Origin of the sequence: Phenylobacterium sp., assembly GCF_036502675.1 — a bacterium.
Taxonomy (GTDB): domain Bacteria; phylum Pseudomonadota; class Alphaproteobacteria; order Caulobacterales; family Caulobacteraceae; genus Phenylobacterium.
Window position 1 is genome coordinate 1 of sequence record NZ_DASXYF010000141.1, and the last position, 23,684, is coordinate 23,684.

General features: G+C 72.0%; 26 protein-coding genes. 9 read left to right on the top strand and 17 right to left on the bottom strand.

What is annotated here, in order from left to right:
- Positions 1-211 precede the first annotated feature (211 nt).
- The 4 genes from ispH (at position 212) to VGL30_RS18160 (ending at position 3,176) form a co-directional block, all read left to right on the top strand.
- Positions 212-1,168, top strand: coding sequence for a 4-hydroxy-3-methylbut-2-enyl diphosphate reductase (gene ispH / locus VGL30_RS18145; protein ID WP_331541455.1), 957 nt, complete (start codon positions 212-214; stop codon positions 1,166-1,168).
- Between the two features lie 67 nt (positions 1,169-1,235).
- Positions 1,236-2,201, top strand: coding sequence for a homoserine kinase (gene thrB, locus VGL30_RS18150; RefSeq protein WP_331541432.1), 966 nt, complete (start codon positions 1,236-1,238; stop codon positions 2,199-2,201).
- Complete coding sequence (gene rnhA / locus VGL30_RS18155) at positions 2,198-2,647, top strand: ribonuclease HI (protein WP_331541433.1); 450 nt, start codon at positions 2,198-2,200, stop codon at positions 2,645-2,647. The genes thrB and rnhA overlap by 4 nt, the downstream gene beginning before the upstream one ends.
- A gap of 55 nt (positions 2,648-2,702) precedes the next feature.
- Entirely contained in the window at positions 2,703-3,176 is a 474-nt protein-coding gene (locus tag VGL30_RS18160) for a MarR family winged helix-turn-helix transcriptional regulator (protein ID WP_331541434.1), read from the top strand.
- On the opposite strand, the gene VGL30_RS18165 is transcribed toward VGL30_RS18160, so the two are convergent.
- From VGL30_RS18165 to VGL30_RS18175, 3 genes are read right to left on the bottom strand one after another with little or no spacing between them, the layout of a single operon-like run.
- Positions 3,121-3,603, bottom strand: coding sequence for an NfeD family protein (locus tag VGL30_RS18165; RefSeq protein ID WP_331541436.1), 483 nt, complete (start codon positions 3,601-3,603; stop codon positions 3,121-3,123). The genes VGL30_RS18160 and VGL30_RS18165 overlap by 56 nt on opposite strands.
- A 3-nt stretch (positions 3,604-3,606) precedes the next feature.
- Positions 3,607-4,575 carry an SPFH domain-containing protein gene (locus tag VGL30_RS18170; RefSeq protein WP_331541437.1) on the bottom strand — a complete coding sequence of 323 codons (969 nt, stop codon included), beginning with the start codon at positions 4,573-4,575 and terminating at the stop codon, positions 3,607-3,609.
- 31 nt (positions 4,576-4,606) lie between these two features.
- The gene (locus tag VGL30_RS18175) at positions 4,607-5,029 is read right to left on the bottom strand and encodes a TIGR02301 family protein (RefSeq protein WP_331541438.1); all 423 of its coding nucleotides are present in this window, start codon (positions 5,027-5,029) and stop codon (positions 4,607-4,609) included.
- A 90-nt stretch (positions 5,030-5,119) separates the two neighbouring features.
- Between VGL30_RS18175 and VGL30_RS18180 the strand changes: the two genes are divergently transcribed.
- The 3 genes from VGL30_RS18180 to VGL30_RS18190 all read left to right on the top strand — a co-directional run bounded on the left by VGL30_RS18180 (position 5,120) and on the right by VGL30_RS18190 (position 7,502).
- The gene (locus VGL30_RS18180; protein WP_331541439.1) at positions 5,120-5,686 is read left to right on the top strand and encodes a YbjN domain-containing protein; all 567 of its coding nucleotides are present in this window, start codon (positions 5,120-5,122) and stop codon (positions 5,684-5,686) included.
- Positions 5,683-6,375 carry a pentapeptide repeat-containing protein gene (locus tag VGL30_RS18185; protein WP_331541440.1) on the top strand — a complete coding sequence of 231 codons (693 nt, stop codon included), beginning with the start codon at positions 5,683-5,685 and terminating at the stop codon, positions 6,373-6,375. The genes VGL30_RS18180 and VGL30_RS18185 overlap by 4 nt, the downstream gene beginning before the upstream one ends.
- Before the next feature lie 572 nt (positions 6,376-6,947).
- The gene (locus VGL30_RS18190; protein WP_331541441.1) at positions 6,948-7,502 is read left to right on the top strand and encodes a hypothetical protein; all 555 of its coding nucleotides are present in this window, start codon (positions 6,948-6,950) and stop codon (positions 7,500-7,502) included.
- A 59-nt stretch (positions 7,503-7,561) separates the two neighbouring features.
- Here VGL30_RS18190 and VGL30_RS18195 read toward each other — a convergent pair whose 3' ends face one another.
- Genes VGL30_RS18195 through VGL30_RS18205 form a run of 3 tightly spaced genes read right to left on the bottom strand, consistent with a single transcriptional unit; the run spans position 7,562 to position 11,238 of the window.
- Positions 7,562-8,971: an FAD-binding oxidoreductase gene (locus VGL30_RS18195; RefSeq protein ID WP_331541442.1), complete on the bottom strand. Its 1,410-nt coding sequence runs from the start codon at positions 8,969-8,971 to the stop codon at positions 7,562-7,564.
- 36 nt (positions 8,972-9,007) lie between these two features.
- A complete protein-coding gene (locus VGL30_RS18200; RefSeq protein WP_414695051.1) occupies positions 9,008-9,895 on the bottom strand; it encodes an L-threonylcarbamoyladenylate synthase in 888 nt (295 codons plus the stop codon).
- 17 nt (positions 9,896-9,912) lie between these two features.
- The gene (locus VGL30_RS18205; RefSeq protein ID WP_331541443.1) at positions 9,913-11,238 is read right to left on the bottom strand and encodes a cytochrome b/b6 domain-containing protein; all 1,326 of its coding nucleotides are present in this window, start codon (positions 11,236-11,238) and stop codon (positions 9,913-9,915) included.
- A gap of 232 nt (positions 11,239-11,470) precedes the next feature.
- Here VGL30_RS18205 and VGL30_RS18210 point away from each other — a divergent pair, with 232 nt between their 5' ends.
- Complete coding sequence (locus VGL30_RS18210; protein WP_331541444.1) at positions 11,471-13,219, top strand: acyl-CoA dehydrogenase; 1,749 nt, start codon at positions 11,471-11,473, stop codon at positions 13,217-13,219.
- 352 nt (positions 13,220-13,571) lie between these two features.
- Here VGL30_RS18210 and VGL30_RS18215 read toward each other — a convergent pair whose 3' ends face one another.
- Positions 13,572-14,054 carry a peroxiredoxin gene (locus VGL30_RS18215; protein ID WP_331541445.1) on the bottom strand — a complete coding sequence of 161 codons (483 nt, stop codon included), beginning with the start codon at positions 14,052-14,054 and terminating at the stop codon, positions 13,572-13,574.
- Positions 14,055-14,204: 150 nt separating this feature from the next.
- On the opposite strand from VGL30_RS18215, the gene VGL30_RS18220 reads away from it, so the two are divergent.
- Positions 14,205-14,729, top strand: a complete 525-nt coding sequence (locus VGL30_RS18220) for a YqgE/AlgH family protein (RefSeq protein ID WP_331541457.1) — start codon at positions 14,205-14,207, stop codon at positions 14,727-14,729.
- Positions 14,730-14,794: 65 nt separating this feature from the next.
- On the opposite strand, the gene VGL30_RS18225 is transcribed toward VGL30_RS18220, so the two are convergent.
- From VGL30_RS18225 to cyoE, 10 genes are all read right to left on the bottom strand, one after another.
- The gene (locus VGL30_RS18225; RefSeq protein WP_331541446.1) at positions 14,795-16,453 is read right to left on the bottom strand and encodes a bifunctional diguanylate cyclase/phosphodiesterase; all 1,659 of its coding nucleotides are present in this window, start codon (positions 16,451-16,453) and stop codon (positions 14,795-14,797) included.
- A 31-nt stretch (positions 16,454-16,484) separates the two neighbouring features.
- On the bottom strand, positions 16,485-17,093 hold the full coding sequence (locus tag VGL30_RS18230; protein ID WP_331541447.1) for a GNAT family protein: 609 nt from the start codon (positions 17,091-17,093) through the stop codon (positions 16,485-16,487).
- 54 nt (positions 17,094-17,147) lie between these two features.
- Positions 17,148-18,359, bottom strand: coding sequence for a pitrilysin family protein (locus tag VGL30_RS18235; RefSeq protein ID WP_331541458.1), 1,212 nt, complete (start codon positions 18,357-18,359; stop codon positions 17,148-17,150).
- Positions 18,360-18,417: 58 nt separating this feature from the next.
- Positions 18,418-19,809, bottom strand: coding sequence for a threonine synthase (gene thrC / locus VGL30_RS18240; protein WP_331541448.1), 1,392 nt, complete (start codon positions 19,807-19,809; stop codon positions 18,418-18,420).
- Positions 19,809-20,531 carry an SURF1 family protein gene (locus VGL30_RS18245; protein ID WP_331541449.1) on the bottom strand — a complete coding sequence of 241 codons (723 nt, stop codon included), beginning with the start codon at positions 20,529-20,531 and terminating at the stop codon, positions 19,809-19,811. Before VGL30_RS18245 ends, thrC begins: the two co-directional genes overlap by 1 nt.
- On the bottom strand, positions 20,524-20,883 hold the full coding sequence (locus VGL30_RS18250; protein ID WP_331541451.1) for a DUF983 domain-containing protein: 360 nt from the start codon (positions 20,881-20,883) through the stop codon (positions 20,524-20,526). Before VGL30_RS18250 ends, VGL30_RS18245 begins: the two co-directional genes overlap by 8 nt.
- On the bottom strand, positions 20,884-21,756 hold the full coding sequence (locus VGL30_RS18255) for a cytochrome c oxidase subunit 3 (RefSeq protein WP_331541452.1): 873 nt from the start codon (positions 21,754-21,756) through the stop codon (positions 20,884-20,886).
- A 72-nt stretch (positions 21,757-21,828) separates the two neighbouring features.
- On the bottom strand, positions 21,829-22,473 hold the full coding sequence (locus VGL30_RS18260; RefSeq protein WP_331541453.1) for a cytochrome c oxidase assembly protein: 645 nt from the start codon (positions 22,471-22,473) through the stop codon (positions 21,829-21,831).
- Complete coding sequence (locus VGL30_RS18265) at positions 22,451-22,603, bottom strand: hypothetical protein (protein WP_331541454.1); 153 nt, start codon at positions 22,601-22,603, stop codon at positions 22,451-22,453. Before VGL30_RS18265 ends, VGL30_RS18260 begins: the two co-directional genes overlap by 23 nt.
- Complete coding sequence (cyoE, locus tag VGL30_RS18270) at positions 22,600-23,571, bottom strand: heme o synthase (protein ID WP_331541459.1); 972 nt, start codon at positions 23,569-23,571, stop codon at positions 22,600-22,602. Before cyoE ends, VGL30_RS18265 begins: the two co-directional genes overlap by 4 nt.
- Positions 23,572-23,684 lie beyond the last annotated feature (113 nt).

Sequence of the window (23,684 nt, forward strand, 5' to 3'; positions counted from 1 at the left end):
CCGCCGTATTGGGCGTGGGCCGCGATGGGCCCGGTGATCAGGAAGGCGGAGGCGGCGAGCAGGATTAAGCGGCGCATGGCGGGCGTCCGTGAAAGGGCAGGCGCGAAAGGGCTCGCGTTCGGGTCCTGATACAGCGAGGAGAATGCGGCGGCAACGCGGCTGGCGGCCACGCCCCCCAGCGCCTACCTTGCCGCCGATGTCGCAGCCTTCCCTGTCCGCCGCCACGCCCCGACCGCCGCTCACCGTGCTGCTCGCCACCCCGCGGGGGTTCTGCGCCGGCGTGGACCGCGCCATCCAGATCGTCGAGCGGGCCATCGAGAAGTACGGGGCGCCGGTCTATGTGCGCCACGAGATCGTCCACAACCGCCATGTGGTCGAGCGGCTGAAACGCCTGGGCGCGGTGTTCGTCGAGGAGCTGGAGGAATGCCCGCCGGACCGGCCGGTGGTGTTCTCCGCCCATGGCGTCCCCAAGGCGGTTCCGGCCGAGGCGAAGACGCGCAAGATGCTCTACCTCGACGCCACCTGCCCGCTGGTCTCCAAGGTGCACGTGGAGGCGGGGCGGCATTTCGATGCCGGGCGCGAGATCGTGCTGATCGGCCACGCCGGCCACCCGGAGGTGGTGGGGACCATGGGCCAGCTTCCCGAGGACGCCGTGACCCTGGTGGAGACGGTGGCCGACGCCGAGGCCTTCACCCCCCGCGATCCCGCGCGCGTCGCCTTCGTCACCCAGACCACGCTGTCGGTGGACGACACCGCCGCCATCGTCGAGGCCCTGCGTCGCCGCTTCCCCGCCGTCGCGGCGCCGCACAAGGACGACATCTGCTACGCCACCACCAACCGGCAGGAGGCGGTGAAGGCGGTGGCCGCCCACGCCGACGTGCTGCTGGTGCTGGGCTCGGCCAACTCCTCCAACTCGGTGCGGCTGGTGGAGGTCGCCCGCCGCGCCGGTGCGGCCCGCGCCCACCTGATCGAGGACGCCGCGGCCCTGGATCTCGCTTGGCTCGACGGCGCCGCCGTGGTGGGCGTCACCGCCGGCGCCTCGGCCCCCGAGGTGCTGGTGCAGGGCGTCATCGACCGCCTGGGCGAGGCTTTCGACATCGACGTCGACGAGGTGGACGCCCCGCGCGAGACCGTGAGCTTCAAGCTGCCTCGCGCTCTCACCGGGTGAGGCGGCGCGGCGCCTGAGCCCAACCGCCGCTTGACGCCGCCGCCGGCCTCCCCCATCCCAGCCGCGCATGGCCGTCTACACCGACATCAGCGACCAGGAGCTCGCCGAGCTCCTGGCGGACTACGACCTGGGCGCGGCCGTCTCGTTCAAGGGCGTGGCCGAAGGGGTGGAGAACTCCAACTTCCTGCTGGAGACCGAGGCCGGCCGCTACTTCCTTACCGTCTACGAGCGCCGGGTGCGGCCTGAGGACCTGCCGTTCTTCCTGGGGCTGATGCGCTGGCTGGCGGAGCACGGCTACCCCTGCGCGCGCCCGGTGGCCGACCGGGCGGGGCGCGAACTGCAGATCGTGCGCGGCAAGCCCTGCGCCATCGTCGAGTTCCTGCCGGGCCTGTCGGTGCGCCGCCCCAGCGTCGCCCACTGCCGCGCCGCGGGCGCGGGGCTGGCCCGCCTGCACCTGGCGGCGGCCGGCTTCCCCCAGGCCCGCGCCAACGACCTGGGCGAGGCCGCCTGGGCGCCCCTGTTCGCGGACCTGCGCGACGCCGCCGAGCGGCTGAAGCCGGGACTGGCCGCCGTCGTCGAGGCGGACCTGGCGACGATCACGGCGGATTGGCCGCAGGACCTGCCCGCCGGGATCATCCACGCCGACTACTTCCCCGACAACGTCTTCTTCCAGGCGGGCGCCTTCGCCGGCGCCATCGACTTCTACTTCGCCTGCAACGACGCCCTGGCCTACGACATCGCCATCGCGCTCAACGCCTGGTGCTTCGAGCCGGACGGCAGCTTCAACGTCACCTCCGCCCGCGCGCTGGTGGCGGGCTACGAGACCGTCCGGCCCCTCTCCGACCCTGAGCGCGCGGCCCTGCCGGTGCTGGCGCACGGGGCGGCCATGCGCTTCTTCCTCACCCGGCTGAACGACTGGGGCGCCACGCCCGCCGGCGCCCTGGTGCGGCCCAAGGACCCCCTGGAGTACGAGCGCAAGCTGGCCGTCCACCGCGCCGCCCCCGACCTGGTGCTGTTCGGGGCGCCGGGGTGACGCCGGGGGTCGTGATCTATACCGACGGCGCCTGCAGCGGGAACCCGGGGCCCGGCGGCTGGGGCGCCGTGCTGATCTGGGGCGCGAAGGTCAAGGAGATCTGCGGCGGCGAGCCGGCCACCACCAACAACCGCATGGAGCTGATGGCCGCCATCCGGGCGCTGGAGGGGTTGAACAAGCCCTGCCGCGTCGAGCTGCACACCGACAGCCGCTACGTGATGGACGGCATCTGCCAATGGATCTCCGGCTGGAAGGCCCGCGGCTGGAAGACCGCCGCCAAGGCGCCAGTGAAGAACGAGGACCTGTGGCGGCGGCTCGACGCGGCGCGCCTGCGCCACGAGGTCGACTGGCGCTGGGTGAAGGGCCACGCCGGCCACGAGCTCAACGAGCGGGCTGACGCGCTCGCCCGCAAGGGGCTGATCGAAGCGAGATCGTCCGGAACTTGACCATTCGAAGCTGAACCACCAGGTTGTTCACGGATGAACAACCTGGGAGGGCCCGATGGCCTCCATGCCGCGCAATCGTCCCGATATCCAGGTCTTCGACGAGATCGGCGCCATAGCGCGTCTGCTGCGCCAGTCGATCACCCGCCAGCTGCCGCCCGGCATAGCCTACGTCCACTTCGAGCTGCTGCTGCACTTCGTCCGCGAGGGTGACGGCCAGACCCCGGCCCAGCTCGCCCGGACGCTGATGCTCACCAAGGGCGCGCTCACCAGCATCCTGCAGCGGATGTCGGCGCTGGGCCTGGTGGCCGTGTTCGCCGACGTCTCCGACGGTCGCAAGAAGCGGGTGCGCGTCACCCGCGACGGCGTCGAGACCTACCTGTCCGTGGTCAAGGGGCTGCGCGCCGACAAGGAATCCCTGCGCAGCGCCTTCACCGAAGGCGAGTTCCGTGACGCCCTGCCCTTCCTGAGGGCGCTCAAGGTGTTCCTGGAGGACGTGGAGCCGGACGAACGGTCAGCCGAGCGCCGCTGACCGCGGTCACCTGCACCGGCGCGCCGGCGGCGAGCGTATCCCCCGCCTCGAGCGCCGCGGGCCACTCCTTGCCGTCGACGAACACCCGGCCTTCGCGCCCCGAGAAGGCGGAGACCGCCTTGCCCTCGCGCCCGATCAGCCGGGCGTGCGGGTCGTTGATGTCGTGGCCGTGCGATTGCAGGAAGCGCGGCGTCAGCCGGCGGCCCGCCAGGGTCGAGACGATGGTCACCCCGGCGAACAGCAGGATCGCCAGCGGCGCCGGGATCTGCGGCAAGACCAGCGCGATCACCCCTACGAAGCCCGCCGAGGCCGCGGGCCAGAGCAGCCAGCCCGAACCGCTCGCCACCTCCAGCGCCAGCAGCGCCGCGGCGACGCCCGCCCAGACCCAGAACGGGTGCGTCCCGTAGAGGTCCAGCACCGGCTGCACGGCTCACGCCCCCGTGGGCGGGACCGCCGGCGCGCGCGGCGGCCGGGGCGGCGGCGGGGTCTGGCGGGTGTTGTCGGCGGAGCGCACCAGTTCGCCGATGCCGGCGATCGAGCCCACCAGGGCGCCCATCTCCACCGGCACGATCACCGTGCGCTGCTGCGGGCTGTCGGCCAGCTTGCCGAAAGCCTCCACATACTTCTGAGCGACGAAGTAATTGATGGCGTTCACGTCGCCCTTGGCGATGGCGTCGGAGACCAGCCGGGTCGCCTCGGCCTCGGCGGCGGCCGCGCGCTCGCGGGCCTCGGCGTCGCGGAAGGCGGCCTCGCGCCGGCCCTCGGCCTGCAGGATCGCCGACTGCTTCTGGCCCTCGGCCACGGTGATCGCGGCCTGCTTCTCGCCGTCGGCCTCGGTGATCACCGCCCGGCGCTCCCGCTCGGCCTTCATCTGCCGGGCCATGGCGTTGGTGATGTCGGGCGGAGGCTGCAGGTCCTTGATCTCGATGCGCGCCACCTTGACGCCCCAGGGACTGGTGGCCTGGTCGATGACGTCGAGCAGGCGGGTGTTGATCTGGTCGCGCTGCGACAGCACCTCGTCCAGCTCCATGTTGCCCACCACGGTGCGCAGGTTGGTCATGGTCAGCTGGGTGATGGCGAAGTCCAGGTTGGTCACCCGGTAGGCCGCCGCCGCCGCGTCCATCACCTGGATGAACACGATGGCGTCCACCTGCACCGAGACGTTGTCCTTGGTGATCACGTCCTGGCGCGGCACGTCCAGCACCTGCTCCATCATGTTGATGCGCCGGCCGACCCCTTCCACGAAGGGGGTCAGGAAGCTGATCCCGGGCTTCAGGGTGCGGGTGTAGCGCCCGAAACGCTCCACGGTGTACTCGCGGCCCTGCGGAACGATCTTGATCGCGCCCAGCACGATGACCGCCATCAGCACCAGGAAGACCAGCGAAACCACCAGACCCATACGACCCTCCGCGAGCATGCCCCGCCAAACTCTACCGTGAGGGCGCATCCGGCGCCATGGCGTCCGGCACGACCGCGGCGGAATCTCCCCGCGCCCCCTGCGTCAGCTTTCCGGCCAGCCCCCGGCCGCGGGCCGCCGCGGTCATCTCCGCCCGGCGCGACGCGGGCGTGCAGACCGGGAACAGCCGCCGGCGCGAGGTGTAGCCCGCGTTGAACGCCCCCGTCAGCTCCGCCTTCCAGTCCCCCTGCGGACGCTCCACCTCCATCAGCCGCATCATCCGCGCCCGCCAGTACTGGTCGTCCGGTCCGGCGCAGGCCTGGCGCAGGGCGTGGCTCTGGCCCAGCACCTCGGCCAGCGCCGCCAGCGTCTCGCGGTGGTCTGCGGGGGGCGCCTCCGCCGCCGCCGGCGCGGCCAGGAGAAAGAGGGAGATGACGGCGAAGAAGGGCGGGCGCATGCCTCCTTATCGCCACGTCGGCGGCCACTGTCACCCGTTCCGCATGCCGCGCCCCCTCGCCCCGGCGCGGCGCCTCTGGTAGCCAGCCCCATGCGCAGTCTCGTCCTCATCGGCCTCCTGGCCCTCGGTCCCGGCCCGGCCTGGGCCGCAACCGCCGCCAAGGCCCCCAGGGCGGTCGCCCCGAAAGCCGCCGCCGCGCCGCGCGCCGCCAAGCCCCCCGCCCCGCAGGGTCCGTTCGACGCCCGCGACCCGGCCAGCCTGATCGCGCTGCTGGCCTCCATGGACGCCCATGCCAGCGTCGCCGAGCGCGCCCAGACCGACGTCAAGCTCAACGTCACCACGCCCGGATTCAGCTTCGGCGCGCAGTACGTGGGCTGCGCCGCCAACGGCAAGGGCTGCCAGGCCCTGGCCTTCTCCACCTCGTCGGACAGGCAGCGGGCGACGCTGGCGCAGATCAACGCCTTCAACCAGACCTCGATCACCTGCCGGCTGTTCATGGACAAGGGCGGCCAGCCGCACGTGGTCTATTCCACCGTGCTGTCCAACACCGACACCCGCGAGGAGATGCGCACGCACCTGGGCGTCTGGCAGGGCTGCCTGGCGTCCTTCGGCGCCTTCCTGGGCGATCCGAACGGCTACCTGGCCTCCGCTCCGTGAGCGAAGAAGCGCCCGCCCGCATCGTCGCCGACCAGGCCCTCGCCCGCGCCGACGTGGCGGCTCTGGCCCGCGAGCCCGGCCCCGTGCATCTGGCGGGCGTCGGCCTGGAGGAGACCGACCTCTCCGGCCTGGTCATGGCCGGCTGGACCTTCGAACGCTGCCAGCTTCGCCACACCCGCCTGGTCGACGCCAGGCTGGAAGGAAGCCGCTGGATCGCCTGCCGCGCCGGCTTCGCCGACTTCAGCGGCGCCGATCTCGCCGAGTCCGAGTTCCGCTCCGGCGACTTCAACAACGCCAGCTTCCGCCGTTGCGCCCTGGCCGGCGCGTCCTTCGTCGGCGGCAAGCTGACCGGCGCCGACTTCTCCGACGTCCGCGCGCTGGGCGCGGCCTTCGAGGAGGTGCTGCTGGTGGCCGCCAAGCTGCCGGGCTTCTCGTTCCGCAAGGCGCACCTGAAGAAGCTCGACTTCAGCCAGGCGGACCTGCGCCGCGCCGACTTCCGCGACGCGATCCTGGAGGACACCAGCCTGCGCGGCGCCAACCTAGTGGACGCCCGCTTCCAGGGCGCCGATCTGCGCGGCGCCGACCTGGGCGGCCTGCGGCTCGTGGACGCCGCGCCGTTCCGCGGCGCGACCATCTCGGGGAAGCAGGCCGGTCAGCTGCTGGCCGAGCTCGGACTGGTGGTGCGTTGAGCGCTCGAGACCCTGGCGTCGCAATTCAGAGGCGCAGGGTTGGTACGGCGTGGCGCTGGCATGGATGGCGGATTGTCAGTTTATTGAGCGCCCATTGCGGAGCAGGTCGGCTCCCGAAAAGCGGTCGTTCGCTATAGCCGGGTTGGATGGATTGCGGCCGTTCCTGCAGTGACCGCGCACCTTGCCGCTTCTGACTGAGGCTGTGTAAAATCTCGCCGACCCAATTTTCGGCGCAGTAATTTGCCCACGCTCATGCCGGGCATGCAGGGCGGCGCAAGGACAGACCCGGATCTGGTCGGAAACCGGTCGGATTTTGCGCTCGATTTTGACCTAGGCGGGTTTTTACACAGCCTCGACTCGCTCCGGACCTTCGGAGGGTCCGCAGCGGGGCAACAGGCTGCGGCAACCCTCGGGAGGAACTTCTGGCCGTCTAGGGGAGGGCCAGGGCCTTAGATGTAATGACGGAACGGAAGCGGCGGCAGCGGCCCTTGTCAGTCCGGCGTTCACGCATGGCGTAGCGCCCAGGCCGAAAAAGCTTGACGACCAGCCCCGTATGTGTTCTTGTTTTGTTCATGTCGTTTCCTGGGGACAAAGCTGAAGCGCAGGACCGCATGCTGGGCGAGTTCGCCGAGCTGGCCATGGACCTCGCCCGCGACGCCGCCCAGCGCGCCAGGCAGGCCGAGGGCGGCGCCGAAGCCGCCGGGCTGATGCTCGCCTTCGAGCGCCTGGGCCGGGCCTTGCGCCTCACCGTGTCTCTGCAGCGCCGCCTGGCGCGCGACAGCCGCACCGACCACGTCCAGGCCGTGCAGGACCGCCAGCAGCAGGTGCGCGCGGCCCTGGCGCCGGCCCTGCGCGCCGAGGCCGCCGACCTCGGCGAGCACTTCCGGCTGAAGGAGGAACTGGACGAGCGGCTCGACGAGGAAGCCCTCGACGAGGCCTTCGCCCATGCGCCGCTGGAGGCCTGCGTCGCCCGCATCCGCCACCTGCTCGACCTGCCGCCCGAGGCGCCCGCTAACGACGCCGGGACCGAGGCCGCCCCGGCGCCGGGCGGCTGCAGGGCGGCGGAACCTGGGCCTGAGGCGCGCTCGGTCGCGGCCCCGCCTCGCCAGCGCTTCGGGCCCTCCTAAGAGGCGCACCCCCATCCCCAACCCTTCCCCCCTCGCAAGGGGAAAGGGAGCAAGGGCCCCTAAAACAGCACCCGCGGGTTCATGATCCGCTTGGGGTCCAGCGCGTGGCGGACGGCGCGCAGGGCCGCCAACTCCACCCGGCTCTTGTAGCGCGCCGCCTCCGCGGTCTTCATCGACCCCAGCCCGTGCTCGGCGGAGATCGAGCCGCCCAGGCCCACGGCGATGTCGTGCACCAGGCGCGAGCCCGCGTCCCGCCGGGCCGAATGGTCCGCGTCGTCGCCGCCCTCGGGAACCAGCACGTCGAAGTGGATGTTGCCGTCGCCCACGTGGCCGAAGGCCGTCACCCGGGCGCCGGGCGCGAACCGGCGCATCGCCGCGCTCGCCTGGTCGATGAACTCGGCGATGCGCGACACCGGCGTGGCGATGTCGTGCTTCCAGGTCGCCCCCTCCGGCTTCTGGGCCGGCGACTGGTTCTCGCGCAGGCCCCAGAACTCCCGCGCCTGGGTCTGGCTCTGGGCGATGGCCGCGTCGCGCACCAGCCCCGCCTCCAGGCCGTGCGCCAGGAACCGCTCCATCGCCGCCTCCGCCGACCCCGGCTCGCCCGACGCGAACTCCGCCAGCACGTACCAGGGATGCGGCTCGGCCAGGGGTTCGCGCGATCCGGCGATGTTGCGCAGCACGAAGTCGACGCCCAGCCGGCCCATCAGCTCGAAGGCCTCCACCGCCCCGCCGGACTCCGCCTTCGCCCGCTGCAACAGCTCCACCGCCGCCTGCGGGCTGTCGACCCCGGCGATCGCCACCGCCTGCGAGGCCAGCACCGGATGCAGCTTCAACGACGCGGCGGTCACCACCCCCAGCGTCCCCTCCGCCCCGATCAGCAGCTGCTTCAGGTCGTAGCCGGTGTTGTCCTTGCGCAGCCGCTTCAGCCCGTTCCACAGCTCGCCGTTCGGCAGCACCGCCTCCAGCCCCAGCACCAGTTGCCGCGTGGTCCCGTAACGCAACACCTGGGTGCCGCCGGCGTTGGTGGAGACGATCCCGCCGACCGTCGCCGTGCCCTCCGAGGCCAGTCCTACCGGGAACCGGCGCCCGACGGCCGCGGCCGCCTCGTGCGCGGCGGCCAGCGTCACGCCGGCCTCGGCCGTCAGCATGTCGTCCAGCGGCGCGACCTCGCGGATCGCCCGCAGCCGTTCGGTGGACAGCAGCACCTCGCCCTGCGGGATCTGGCCGCCGACCAGGCCGGTGTTGCCGCCCTGCGTCGTGATCGGCGCGCCGGCCTCGAAGCAGATCCCCACCACCGCGGCCACGTCGGCGGTGGTCCTGGGCAGCGCCAGGAACGGCGTCGTCCCCGTCCACCGGTCGCGCCATTCCAGCAGCTTCGGCGCCAGCCGCTCGGGATCCTGGCTCCAGCCGCCCTCGCCGAGCACGGCCTTCAGGCGGGAGAGCACGTCGGCGGGAACGGAGACGGTCATGGGTCCCTTGTACGCTTCCGCGCGGGGGGCCGCTACTCAGCCCACATAGCCCGCCGCCCGGCGCAGGCGGTCGTTGATCGCCTCGCCCAGGCCGTCCTCCGGCACAGGGGCCACGGCGATGCCGGCCGGGCTCGTCGCGTCCGCGGCCCGCAGCATGGCGAAGAGGTTGGCGGCGGCCTCGGCCAGATCACCAGCCGGGCTGAGGTTCCAAGCGCCCTCCGCAGGCGGATAGGACCCGAACGCCAGATAGGCCTCTCCCGCCCGCGGCGCCCTGGCCTCCAGTCGCACCGGCGCATCCGGCGCGTAGTGGCGGGCCAGCCGCCCCGGCGAGCGGCCCGCGTCGGCCTGGGCCTCGGCGAGCGGCCCCACCACCGCCTCCAGCTGCGCCCGCGTCACCGACCCCGGCCGCAGCAGGCGCGGGACGTCCAGCAGCGCCACGACGGTGGACTCCAGCCCTACCCGGCAGGGCCCGCCGTCCAGGCTGGCCGCCGCCGCCGCGCCGGTCTCCGACATCGCGTCCGCATGGGTGGTCGGACTGGGCCGCCCCGAGCGGTTGGCCGAGGGCGCGACCACCGGCCCGCCGAACGCCCTGAGCAACGCCTGGGCCATCGGATGGCTCGGCGCCCGCACCGCCACCGTGTCCAGCCCCGCCCGCGCCAGGTCGCAGACCGCATCCCCGTCCCTGACCGGCAGCACCAGGGTCAGCGGCCCCGGCCAGAACGCCGCCGCCAGCGCCCGCGCCCGGTGGTCGAACGCGGCGATCGCCTCGGCCTCGGCCAGGCCCGCCACGTGGGCGATCAGCGGATTGAACTGCGGGCGCCCCTTGGCCGCGAAGACCGCCGCCACCGCCGCCGGGTTCGCGGCGTCGGCCCCCAGGCCATAGACCGTCTCGGTGGGCAGAATCGCCAGCCGTCCGGCCCGCAACGCCGCGACCGCCGCCTTCAGCGCTTCGTCGCCTTCAGGTCCACGCTGACGCTCACCTGGGCCGGGATCTGATCCGTGCTCGTCCACTCGCCCTGCCCCACGCCGAAGGCGGTCCGGTCGAGGCTGGTTACACCGCGCACGCGCGCCTTGTCCCCGTCGATCTGCAGGCGGAACGGCAGGTTCACCGGCTTCTCCACCCCGCGCAGGCTGAGCCGGCCGTGGGCTATGAACCGGCCCTCGCCGGTTTTCTCGAACCGCGTGGCGGTGAAGGTCGCCTTCGGATGGTCGGGCGCATCGAACCAGTCGCCCGACGGCAGGGCCATGTCGCGCTGGACGTCGCCGGTGTCCACCGAGCCCACGTCAATGCTGACGGTCACCTTGGAGCGGTCGAGCGCCTCGGGGCTGAACAGCACGTCCGCCGTCCACGTCTTGAACCGCCCCTGCACCGTCGCCCCGCCCCAGGTGGTGGAGAAGCCCAAGGTCGAGCCCGGCCCCACCGCCCAGCGCACCAGCTCGGCCGGCGCGGCAGGCCCGGCCTTGGCGGCCTCGGGCGCCGGAGCCGCCGGGGCGGCGGGCGTCGCCGACGGCGCGGCAGGCGCAGCCACGGCGCGATCGCCGGCGTCGTGGTCGTGATCCTCGTCATGGTCGTGGTCCGCCCCGCCGGGCGGCGCCGCCATGCCAGGCGGCGGAGGATGCACCGTCCAGCCCAGGGCCGCGATGGCCAGGAAGGCCGCCACGATCGCCAGCAGCCGCGGCTCCAACCAGCGCCCGGGCGCAGCCCCCGGCGCCATCCGCGCCAGGATCGGCTCGTCGCGGGCGAACAGCTGGTGCTTCAACGCCCCGGCCACGTGCAGCGCCAGCAGGACGTAGAGTCCCCAGCCCAGCCACTCATGGCCGTTGTGGCCGATCTTGTTCCACACCGGCCGCGACGCGCCGGCCATCCCCGGCAGGTCGGGCCAGGGGATCGCGCCATAGAGCACGGTCGGGATGTGCAGCCGGCTGGCCGAGACCATGATCCAGCCGGTGAGCGGCATGCCGATCATGATCACGTAAAAGCCGATATGGGTGATCTTCGAGAGCGCGCGCTCCCAGCCCGCCAGGGTCGGCGGTTGCGGGGGCGGCGGATTGGCCAGCCGCCAGCCCAGCCGGACCAGGCTGAGCGCCAGGATGGTGACGCCGATCGACTTGTGCAGCTGGGTGACCGCGAAGGTCGCCGGATTCATCGGCCCGCCCATCCGCCAGGCCAGCAGCACCTGGAAGACGATGGCGGCGGCGATCAGCCAGTGCAGGACGATGGCGACCGTGCTGTAGCGGTCGCGCCCGGCGGGGGCGGAGGCGGTCATGAAATCTCCTGCAGCGAGCCCGGTCCAGGTCGGGCCCGACGCTACTTCTTCTGGAACTCCACCTCGGAGAGAAGGTCAATATCGCCGCCCGTCCGGATGATGTCGAACCCTCGGACCGGAAATGGTTCAGCCGGCGGCAGCGGAAAGGCCCCAGGCCGCTCACGAAGCCGTGAAAACGCAGGCGCTCCGGCTTCGGCTGACGTAAACCTGCGCGCTCATTTGGAGACCGCCCATGCCCTACTCCGCGCCCGTCCGCGACCTCGCCTTCGCCCTGCAGGCGGCAGGCCATTCCGATCTGCTGGCCCGCGCCTTCCCCGACCTGGACGATGCGACGGTCGCGGCCGTGCTGGAGGCGGCCGGAAGCTTCGCCGCCGAGGTGCTGGCCCCCCTGAACCGCACCGGCGACCAGATAGGCGCGCGCTACGCCGACGGGGCGGTCACCGCCGCGCCCGGCTTCGCCCAGGCCTACCGCGACTACGTGGCCGGCGGCTGGACCAGCCTCTCGGCGGACCCGGCGCACGGCGGCCAGGGCCTGCCCAAGGCGCTCGACCTGGCGGTCTTCGAGATGATGAACTCGGCCAACATGGCCTTCACCCTCTGCCCGATGCTGACCCAGGCCGCGGTCGAGGCCCTGACGCTGCACGGGACGCCGCGCCAGAAGGCCCTGGTGCTGCCCAAGCTGGTCTCCGGCGAATGGACCGGGGCGATGAACCTGACCGAGCCCCAGGCCGGTTCCGACCTCGCCGCCGTCGCCACCCGCGCCGCGCCCGACAGCCAGGGGGGCTATCGCCTCGACGGCCAGAAGATCTTCATCACCTGGGGCGACCACGACATGGCGGAGAACATCTGCCACCTGGTGCTGGCCCGCCTGCCCCACGCCTCGCCGGGCGTGAAGGGCATCTCGCTGTTCCTCGCCCCAAAGCGGCTGATCGGCGACGACGGCCGCGCCGGCGCCGCCAACGGCCTGCGTCCCGCCTCCATCGAGCGCAAGCTGGGCATCCACGGCTCGCCCACCTGCGTCATGCTCTACGAGGACGCCCAGGCCGAGCTGGTCGGCGAGCCCGGCCAGGGGATCGCCCACATGTTCGTCATGATGAACGCCGCCCGCCTGCAGGTGGGAGTGGAGGGCGTCGGGATCGCCGAGGGCGCCTTCCAGCACGCCCTGGCCTATGCCCAGGAACGGCGCCAGGGCCGCGCCGCCTGGTCCACGGAAAGCCCGGCGCCGATCTACGGCCACCCGGACGTGCGCCGCACCCTGATGCTGATGAAAGCCAGGACCGCCGCGGCCCGAGGGATCTGCCTGACCACCGGCGTCCTCGCCGACCTCGCCCGCTTCGCCCCGACCCGGGAGGAGCGCGAGGCCGCCCGCGCCCGCCAGGAGCTGCTCACCCCCATCGCCAAGGCCTGGTCCACCGAGGCGGGGGTCGAGGTCGCCTCCCTGGGCGTCCAGGTCCACGGCGGCATGGGCTACATCGAGGAGACCGGCGCCGCCCAGCTCCTGCGCGACGCCCGCATCGCCCCGATCTACGAGGGGACCAACGGCATCCAGGCGGTCGACCTGGCCGGCCGCAAGCTCGACCTCACCCGCGGCGAAGCCGTGCGCTCGCTCGCCGCCGAGATGCTCGCCACCGCCGAGGCCCTGACCGAAAACCCCGAGCTGCAGCCCGTTGGCGCGCGCCTGGCCGAAGGCGTCGCCGCCCTGGAGCACGCCACCGCCTGGCTGCTCGACCACCGCGGCCCCGACAGCCTGGCCGGCGCCACGCCCTACCTGAAGCTGGCTGGCGACGTGATCGGCGGCTGGATGCTGGGCCGCGAGGCGCTGCTGGCCGCCGGCTCCCCGGAGCCCTGGCTCGCCGCCAAGGCGCCGCTGGCCCGCCTCTACGCCAGCCAAGTGCTGGCCCAGGCTCCGGGCGTAGCCGCCGGCGTCATGGCCGGCGGGGCGGACCTGGAAGGCGTGTCGGCCGAGGCCCTGGCAGGATAGAGCGCCCGTCCGCACGGGGACGAAAGCGCTTACAGGGTCGCACATCATTAGCGGTTTACGGGGGCTGTAAACAGCGGTTCCCGGGCCGCGGTGCGTGTGCGGATCAGCCTCCCGAGCCGCCAAGTCCATGCCCGTTCCCGCGCGCTGCGGCCGATACGCCGGCCAGCGCCACCTTACCGCGCATGGGGCGGGTTATCCAGAACAAATAGGGAACACATAGAGGCCCGCACGGTCCGGGCAGGGCGGGCGGCGCACCGATCCAAGCCAGACGTGTGGATCGGGCGCAGCTGCACTGTCGGGCGCCACCCCCATCCCCAGCCCTTACCCCCGGGGGACGGGAGCGGTCGGCGCCCTAAAGCTGCGCCAACATGTAGTCCGCGGCGGAGACGCGGAATTCACCGCCCTCCTCCACGTTCAGCGCCGTCACCGTCCCGTCCTTGACGATCATCGAATAGCGCTGGGAGCGCGGCCCCAGGCCGAACTTGGAGCCGTCCATCTCCAGACCCACGGCCTTGGTGAACTCGCCGTTGCCGTCGGCCAGCATCAGGACGTCGTCGCCCACCGCCTGGTCCTCGCCCCAGGCGCGCATCACGAAGGCGTCGTTCACCGAGATGCAGGCGATGGTGTCGACGCCCTTGGCCTTCAGCGTCGGCGCCTGCTGCTTGAAGCCCGGCAGGTGCTTGGCCGAGCAGGTGGGCGTGAACGCGCCCGGTACGGCGAACAGAGCCACGGTCTTGCCCTTGAAGATCTCGTCGGTCGAGGCGGGCTTCGGCCCCTCGGCGGTGGCCACGGTGAGCGTCAGGTTGGGCAGCTTGTCGCCGACTTTGATGGTCATGGGGTTCTCCTGTTCCTCAACGGGCAGATAACCCCCCTGCAGCCCCCGTCAACCGCGCTCCGTCACACGCGACTTGAATCCGCCGCGTTCCGGCTCAAATGTCTGCCCGTGCAGGACGACGGCTTCCTCTCCGGCCAACTGCTGATCGCCATGCCCGGGATCGGCGATCCCCGCTTCGAGCGGGCGGTGGTGCTGGTCTGCGCCCACGATTCCGAACACGCCATGGGCCTGGCGGTGAACCGGCCGGCCGGCGGCCTGACGGTGCCGGACCTGCTCAGGCGCCTGGAGATCAAATCGACGATCCGGGTGCCGGCCGACCTGGTGCTGATCGGCGGCCCGGTCGAGCGCGAGCGCGGCTTCGTGCTGCATACCGACGACTATCGCGGCGAGCACAGCCTGGGCATCGCCGGGGGCATGGCGCTCACCGCCACCCGCGAGGTGCTGGAGGCCATGGCCGGCCACGCCGCCCCGCCCCGCCGGGCGCGGCTGGCCCTGGGCTATGCCGGCTGGGCCGCCGGCCAGCTCGAGAACGAGATCAAGCACAACGTCTGGCTGGTCTGCGACTCCGACGAGGACTTGCTGTTCGACGGCGACCACGAGCGGAAATGGTCCCGCGCGCTCGGCAAGCTCGGCATCGATCCCAAGCGCCTGTCGGCGGTGACGGGGCAGGCTTAGGGCCTGGACCTCGCACGCCTTTTCCTCCCCCGTCCTCTCTGCGGGACTTGGGCGGAAAAAGGGCCTCAGCCGCGCGCCTTCACCGGGGCGGCGCCGTCCACGTAGCATTCGTTGAGGTAGACCTCGGCCTCCTGCGGCGACAGCGCCGGGGCGTAGCCGAAGCCCTGGCCGTAGTCGCAGCCGACCGCCAGCAGGGCGCGGGCCATGCCGGCGTTCTCCACGCCCTCGGCCACCACCTCCAGGTCCAGGTCCTGGCCCAGCTTCACTACCGAGGAAACGATCTTCGCCGAGCCCTCGTTGGTGGCCATGGTGCGCACGAAGTAGCGGTCGATCTTCAGCGTGTCGAAGGGCAGCCGGGTCAGGTAGGACAGCGACGAGAAGCCAGTGCCGAAGTCGTCCAGCGCCAGGGCCGCGCCGGCTTCGCGCAGGTTGCGCAGCACCACCGCCGCCCGGTCCGGGTCGCGCATCACGTCGCCCTCTGTGACCTCCAGCTTCAGCGCCCCCGGCGGCAGGCCGGTCGCCTCGAGGATCGCCTTCACGTCGGGGATCAGGTCCGGCCGGTCGAGCTCGCCGGTGGAGAGGTTCACCGCCACCGTCAGCTCGCCGGAAGCCTGGTGGTTGGCCCGCCAAGTCGCAAGCTGCGCCGCCGCCTGGTGCATCATCATCGCCCCCAGGTCGCGCATCAGGCCCATCTCGTCGCAGAGCGGCAGGAACTGGTCGGGCATCAGGAGGCCGCGGCGCGGGTGGCGCCAGCGCACCAGGGCCTCGAAGCCCGACAGCGCCCCGGTCGAAAGCCGCACGATCGGCTGGTAGTAGGGCATCAGCTCGCCGCGGCCGATGGCGCCGCGCAGGTCGCTCTCCAGCGCCAGGCGCGACAGGCCGTCCGATTCCAGCCCCCGGCCATAGGCCGCCGCCCCGCCGCGGCCGTTGCTCTTGGCTGATTCCACGGCCAGTTCGGCCCGGCGCAGCAGCTCCGCCGCCTCGGGCGCCTCGTCGCCGCCCTGGGCCTGCACGGCGCCGATGGAGAGCGTCGGGTGGATGTCGAAGCCCGCGATCCGCAGCGGCTGCTCCAGCGCCATGCGCAGCATGTCGGCGCCCGCGGTCTTGCCCACCGGCGCCAGCACCGCGAACTCGTCCTCGCCGATGCGGGCCATCACCGCCTCGGGCGGGAAGGCCGCCGCCAGCCGCGAGCCCAGCGCCGCCAGCACCAGGTCGGCGCGCTCGTGTCCCAGGGCCTCGTTCAGGCGGCGCAGGCGGTCGAGGTCGGCCACCACCAGCTCGTGGCCGCCGGGGCTCTGCAGCCGCTCGCGGGCCCGCAGGACGAAGCTGCGGCGATCCAGAAGGCCGGTCAACCGGTCGGTATCGGAGGCGGCGAACTTGGTCTCCGGGGCCACCACGCCCGCGGCGCGCACACCTTCTTCAAGCCAGACCCCGCGCCAGATGCAGATCCCGGCGCCGCGCATGCGCAGCCGCACGGCGATCTCCGAGCCCGGTTCCTGGACGCGCAGGATGTCTTCGGCCAGCGCCCGGTCCTGCGGCAGGGCCAGGGCGCGCAACGCGGTGGACGAGCATTCCGGCGCAAGCGGCCCCAGGCCCAGCGCCCGCGACGCGCCGTTCAGGCGCAGCCGGTCGCGTTCCGGTTCCCAGAACCACAGCACCACATCGGCCGCCCCAAGCGCCTCGAGCGTCGTGGTCGGGTCCCAGATCCAACGGTCGTTCGCCATCGTCCCAAAGCGCTTGGCGGCCGGGCGCCGGTCAGACCGACACCCCCTCGTCCGGTCCATAGTCCCGCAGCGGCGAGACCAGACCGAACAGCACATGATCGCGCCAAACGCCGTTAATTTTCAGATAAGCCTTGGCGAACCCCTCTTCAGCGAAGCCGGCCTGCAGCAGCAGGCGGCGCGAGGGCTGGTTCTTGTCGATGCAGGCGGCCTCCAGCCGGTGCAGGCCCAGGCTGCGGAAGGCGAAGGCGGTCAGCGCGCGCACCGCCGCCAGGGTGTAGCCGTTGCGGGTGAACGGCTTGCCGCACCAGTAGCCCACCGAGCCCATCTGGGCGACGCCGCGGCGGACGTTGGACAGGGTGATCCCGCCGGTCAGCACCTCGTCCGGCTCGCGGAATATGAACAGCGGATAGGCGGCGCCCGCCTCCCGGTCGCGGGCGTAGGCGGTCAGCCGGCGGCGGAAGGCGGCGCGGGTCAGGTCGTCCGCCGGCCAGGTCGGCTCCCACGGCTGCAGGAAGGCCCGCGACACTTCGCGCAGGTCGCGCCAGGCCTCGTAGTCGCCGGCCCGCGGCGACCGCAGGCGCACCCGCTCGCCCTCCAGGCGCGGGCCGCTCTCCGGCGTGATCCAGTCGAGCAGGGCCATGGTCGAAAAGTCGCGCGAAATCGCGCCGCGTCAAGCGCCGCGTACGCCGCGGGGTCAGCCGGCCAGCGCGCGCTGGAACGCCTCGGCGGCCTTCAGGGCCGGGCGGGGGCCCAGCACCGCCACGGCGGCGCGGCGGGGGCCCAGGATCGTGCCCGCCAGCCTGGCGATGTCGGCGGGCTGCACCGCGTCGATCTGGGCGGCCAGTTCGCCCGGCGCCAGCACGCGGCCGAACAGCAGCACCTGGCCCGCCGCCGCCTCCGCCCGGGCCAGCGCCGACTCGCGGCTCATGAACATCGAGGCCTTGAGCTGCGCCTTGGCGCGCGACAGCTCGGCGGCCTCCACGCCGCGGGTCAGGCCGGCCAGTTCGCCGGCGGTGACCTGCGCCAGCTCCACCGCGTCCCGGGCGGCGCAGCCCGCGAAGATCCCCAGGACGCCGGTGTCGGCGTAGGTCTCGGCATAGGCGTCGATCGCGTAGGCCAGGCCCCGCTTCTCGCGGGCTTCCTGGAACAGGCGCGAGGCCATGCCGCCGCCGAGGATCTCGGCCAGCAGCCGCAAGGTGAAATAGTCCGGGTCGCGCACCCCGCCGGCCGGCAGCAGGATCGCCAGGTTCGCCTGCTCCAGCGCCTTGGCCATCGGCCGGGCGCCGCCGACGAAGGTCGCGGCCTCCGGCTCGGACAACAGCCGTCCCTGCGGCGAATGGCCGAAGTCGCGGTCGGCCAGGGCCAGCAGCTCGATCACGTCCACCGCCCCGGCCGCGCTGACCACCAGGTCGGCCGGCGCGTAGAGCCCGGCGCGCCAGTCCTCCAGCCGGGCGGGGTCGGCGGCCGCGATGGAGGCGGGCGCGCCCAGGATCGGCCGGCCCAGCGGCTGGCCCTCGAAAGCCGCGGTCTGCGCCAGCTCGAACACCAGGTCGTCGGGGGCGTCGGCCGCCTCGGCGATCTCCTGGGCCACCACCTGCTTTTCCCGCGCCAGGTCGGCGGGATCGAGGGTGGGGCGCAGCATCAGGTCGGAGATCACCGCCAGGCCCAGGTTGAGGCCGCCCCGCAGCGCCCGCACCTGGAAGCTGGTGCGCTCATAGCCGGTGGCGGCATTGATCGAGCCGCCCTCGGCCTCGATCGCCTCGACGATCTCGCGGGCCGAGCGGGCGCCGGCGCCCTTGAACACCATGTGCTCCAGCAGGTGCGACCACCCCGAGCGCGCCGCGTCCTCCGAGCGCGCGCCGTGGCCCGCCACCACCGACAGCGCCAGGGTCTCCAGCCCCGGCATCGGGTCGCAGACCACCCGCACGCCGTTGGCGAGCGTGTGGACCTGGGGGGGCGGGAGGTCAGGCTTCGGCAAAGGCGCGCACGTAGGCTTTCACCGCGTCGGCGTCGGCCGGCAGGCGGTCGAAGCGTTCCGGCCGCCGGGCCAGCGCCTCCACGCCGGGGGGCAGGTAGGGCAGTTCGCCGGTGGCGGCGTGGACCGCTTCCGGGAACTTGGCCGGATGGGCGGTGGAGAGCACCACGACGGGCGCCCCCAGGTCGCCGGCCTTGTTCAGGGCGGCCACCGCCACGGCGGTGTGCGGGTCGATCAGCTCGCCCGTTTCGTTCAGCGTCGCGACCATGGTCCGCGAGGTCTCGCTCTCGCTGGCCGACAGGCCGATGAATCGCTCGCGCATGGCGGCGAAGGCCTGCGGCGGGATGTCGATCACCCCGGTTTCGCCGAACGCCTTGAAGGCGCGGGCCGTCTCCACCCCGTCCCGGCGGACGCATTCGAAATACAGCCGCTCGAAGTTGGAGGCGCTCTGGATGTCCATGGCCGGCGACTGGGTGGCGGCCACGCCGCCGCGGGCGTAGCGGCCCTCCTGGAAGGTCCGGGCCAGGATGTCGTTGGCGTTGGTCGCCACCACGATCTTCGCCACCGGCAGGCCCATGCGCGCGGCGGCGTAGCCCGCGAAGGCGTCGCCGAAATTGCCCGAAGGCACGCAGAAGGCCACCGGCCGGTGCGGCGCGCCCAGCGCAACGGCGGTGGTGAAGTAGTACACGATCTGGGCGGCGATCCGCGCGAAGTTGATCGAATTGACCCCAGAGATGTCCACCGCCTGGCGCAGCACCTGGTCCTGGAAGGCCTGCTTCACGATCGCCTGGCAGTCGTCGAAGGTGCCGTCCACCGCCACGCAGGCGACGTTGTCCTCCTGGGCCGCGGTCATGAACCGCCGCTGCACCTCGGAGATCCGCCCCTCGGGGAAGAGGGCCACCACCCGCACGTTGCTGCGGCCGCGGAAGGCCTCCACCGCCGCCCCGCCGGTGTCGCCGGAGGTGGCGCACAGGATGGTCTGCCGGCGCCGCTGGCCGGCCAGGATGTGGTCGTAGAGCCGGGCCAGGATCTGCATGGCCACGTCCTTGAAGGCCAGGCTGGGGCCATGGAACAGCTCGGCGATGAACGCCTGCGGGCCGATCTGCGACAGCGGCACGACCGCGGCGTGGCTGAAGGTCCCGTAGGCCTCGCGGCACATCTCGGCCAGGGCGGCCTGCGGGATCTCGCCGTCCGTGAAGCGGCCGATGACCTCCGCCGCCACCTCGGCGTAGGGCTTGCCGGCGAAGTCCGCGATCTCCCGGGCGGTGAGCTGCGGCCAGTCCTGCGGCACGTAGAGGCCGCCGTCCGGCGCCAGGCTTTCCAGCACCGCATCGACGAACCCGACGGCCGGAGCCTCGCCCCGGGTTGAAACGTACTGCATCAAGCCTTCCACCTGCGCCAGAGCATGGCCGCATAGACGGCCAACAGGGCTCCGGCAAGGCCGAACCAGGTCAGGGCGTACTCCAGGTGCCGGTTCGGAATCTCCGGCGGCAGGGGGGCGGGGACCAGCGCCTTCCATCCGGGATTGCTGGAGGTTTCCGCCATCAGCATCAGCGGCGCGGGCGCGCGCACGCCCAGCGCGCGGGCCATGGCGGGCGCGTCGCGGGAGTACCAATGGTTGGCGGCAGGCTCGTTCGGCGGCGTGACGAAGGTGGGCTTGTCGGGGCGGCGCAGCACGCCGGTCAGCGTGAAGGACGCGCGGTCTCCCGGCGTCACCGGCGGACGGGCGGAGATGCTGTCGGCGATGAAGCCGCGGTCCACCAGCACGCTTCCGTAACGCCCGGTCTGCACCGCGCACGCCGAGATCAGCCGCGCGCCCGCCTCGCCGTCCCGCACGGCGTACAGCTCCAGGAACGGCGCCGTGGGCAGGCCCGGGCAGTCGAGCGTGACGCGGGTGAAGTCCGCGTCCCGGCCCCCGGCCGCCCGCTCCAGGACAGGCGCCGCGGCCTGCGGCGCAGCGCCCTGCAGCGCCGCGATCCGCGCCAGCAGGGCTTCCTTCCAGGCCAGCCGCTTGAGCTGCCAGGTCCCCAGGCCGCAGAGGATCGCAAGGGCGACCGCCACCGCGATCGTCAGGCCGATGGGGAACCTCCGCCCGCTACTCATCGTGGCGGGCTTGCGAGGCCTTGTTCATGAACTGGGCGGCCAGCATCGCGCCCTTGAACGGCCGCAGCAGCCCCAGGCAGACCACCAGCGTCAGCGGCAGCCAGATGACCAGGTGCACCCAGACGGGCGGGTGGAACTTGATCTCGGTGACCAGGGCGGCGAAGGCCATGATGAAGCCGGCCACCAGGATCACGAACACCGCCGGCCCGTCGCCGGAATCCGCCGCCCCGAGGTCGAAGCCGCAGGCCTCGCAGGTGGACGAGACCTTCAGGAAGCCGTCGAACAGCGGGCCCTCCCCGCAATTGGGACAGCGGCCCGCCAGGCCCGCCAGCAGCGGATTGCGCGCGCTCACCTAGCCGCCGGCATGGGCGCCGAAGATCACGTAGATGAAGGCGAACAGGAACAGCCAAACCACGTCGACGAAGTGCCAGTACCAGGCCGCCGCTTCGAAGCCGAAGTGCTTCTGCGGGGTGAAGCCGCCGGCCAGCAGGCGGATCAGGCAGACCGTCAGGAAGATGGTGCCGATCAGCACGTGGAAGCCGTGGAAGCCCGTGGCCATGAAGAAGGACGAACCGTAGAGCCCGGCGTTCGACGCCGCCTCGTTGAAGAAGTACTTGTGGTGGATGATGTGGCTGTATTCGTAGGCCTGGATCGAGGTGAACATCACGCCGAGCACGATGGTCAGGCACAGCGCGATCTTGGCCCCCTTGCGGTCGCCCTGCTGCAGGGCGTGGTGGGCCCAGGTCACCGTAGTGCCGGACAGCAGCAGGGTCAGGGTGTTGACCAGCGGCAGGTTCCAGGCCGGCACCGTCTCGACGCCCTTGGGCGGCCAGGTGGCCCAGGCTGCGCGCACTTCCTCGATGGAGGAGATGGTGCGGTGGTGGTGGAACAGCGCCATCTCGAAGAAGATCCAGAACCACGCGACGAAGAACATCACCTCTGAGGCGATGAACAGGATCATCCCGTAGCGCAGGCCGAGGGACACCACCGGGGTGTGGTCGCCTCGGTTGCCTTCCTTGATCACCTCGCTCCACCAGCCGACCATGGTGTAGAGCACGCCGGCCAGGCCCGCGAAGAACAGCCAGGAGGTGTGAGCCGGCAGGCCGAACAGCCCCTTCATCCAGACCACGCCGCCCAGCGCCATCACCACGGCCGCGATCGAGCCGACCAGCGGATAGGGGCTGGGATTGACCAGGTGGTAGTCGTGCTTGACGTCGTTGGACATTTCCGTCCTTACCCCTCTCAAATTCGCACGCGGCCCGGCGCCTGAGGCTGGACCGGTCTCTCTTGCGTGACGCTATAGCCCTGCGTGCGGCGATCCGCCAAGGCCCGAAACAGGCTTGGCCGGAACGGCTTCCGCCCGCTTGCCGCCGCCGGGCCCGCCCTGCGCCGGATAGAAGGTGTAGGACAGCGTCACCTGGCGGCTGCCGCGGGTCTCGAAGTCGTCCGCATACTTGGGATCGACGAAGTAGAGCACCGGGAACTCCACGGTCCGCCCCGCCCCGATCGTCTGGTCCGAGAAGCAGAAGCACTGTAGCTTCTGGAAGTAGGCGCCGGCCTGCTCCGGCACGACGTTGTAGACCGCGTGCCCGGTGACCGGCGTGGATGCGTGGTTGGTCACCCGGAAGAAGGCCAGCCCCGTCTCGCCGATCCGGATGGTCTGGGAGGTCTGCAGGGCGGTGAAGTCCCAGGGCAGGTCGCGGACGTTGGCGTCGAAACGGATCTCCAGGGTCTTGGCCAGCACCTTGTCCGGCGCGGCCTGGGCCTTGCGCACCACCCCGTCGAAGCCGGTGACCTGGCAGAAGGCCCGGTAGAGCGGCACCGAGGCGTAGGCCCCGCCCACCATGGCGGCGAAGACCACGCCGCAGATCAGCGCCACGCGGGCGTTGCGGCGCTGCTGCGCCGTGGGCTCGGGACGTTCAGAACCAGGGGTCGAGGACATGGGCGCCCAATCGCACGAGGGTGACGACGAAGACCAGGACGACGAAGGCCGCCAGGCCCAGCGCCAGGGCGATGTTGCGCCCGCGGCGGGCGCGGGCGGCGGCGTCGGTCTCGCGGGCGGGATCGCTCATCGGGCCAGCAGGGCCAGGGGCGGCCAGCCGGCAAGATGCTCGACCAGCAGGGTGGCGAACAGCAGGGTGAGGTAGAGGATCGAGAAGGCGAACAGGTTGCGGGCCGCCCTGGCCTCGGCCTTGACGTCGTAGAGGCCGTCGTTGCGCTCGCCCGGGGCGTCGCCGGCCCGGCTGCGGAACAGCCGCCACGCCAGCAGCAGGAACACCACGGCGCCGCCCGCCGACACGCCGAGGTAGGCGCGTCCGCCCAGGCCGGTGAAGGCCGGCGCCACGCACAGCGGGGCGAGCAGCAGGCTATAGAGCAGGATCTGGCGGCGGGTGGACTTCGCGCCCGCCACGTTGGGCATCATCGGCACGCCGGCCTTGCCGTAGTCGTCGCTGGTATAGAGCGCCAGCGCCCAGAAATGCGGCGGCGTCCACATGAAGATGATGGCGAACAGCGTCAAGCTGTCCAACGTGACGCCGCCGCTCGCGGCGACGCAGCCGACGATGGGCGGCAGCGCCCCGGCGGCGCCGCCGATGACGATGTTCTGCGGCGTCCTCCGCTTCAACCACATCGTATAGATGACGACATAGTAGAAGATGGTGAAGGCGAGCAGCGCCGCCGCCAGCAGATTGGCGATCAGCGCCAGCGCCAGCACCGACAGGAACGACAGCGTCAGCCCGAAGATCGAGATGACCTTCAGCGGGAGGTAGCTGTGCGCGAAGATGCCCTTGATCGCGAGATCCAGGACCTTGAGCGTGTGCGCGCCCGACGTGCCCGCGACCCGCGGCTGGCGCTCGGCCTCGACGCCGGTGGTCCGGAACCCGACCCACGCGAAGAGGCCCCGGACGAACCGGTTGCGCTCCTCCATCAGGTTGATGGTCTCGTAGACGCGGCGGTCGACGAGCCGGAAGTCCGACACGTTGCGCGGGATGCGCCCCTCGGTCAGCCGGTTGGCGACGACGTAGAACAGCCACGAGTTCATGCGCCGGATCGGGCCCGTGCCCTGGCGGGCCGTGACGATCTGGTAGACGATCTCGTAGCCCTCCTCCCACCTGCGCAGGAAGTCCGGGATCACCTCCGGCGGATCCTGGAGGT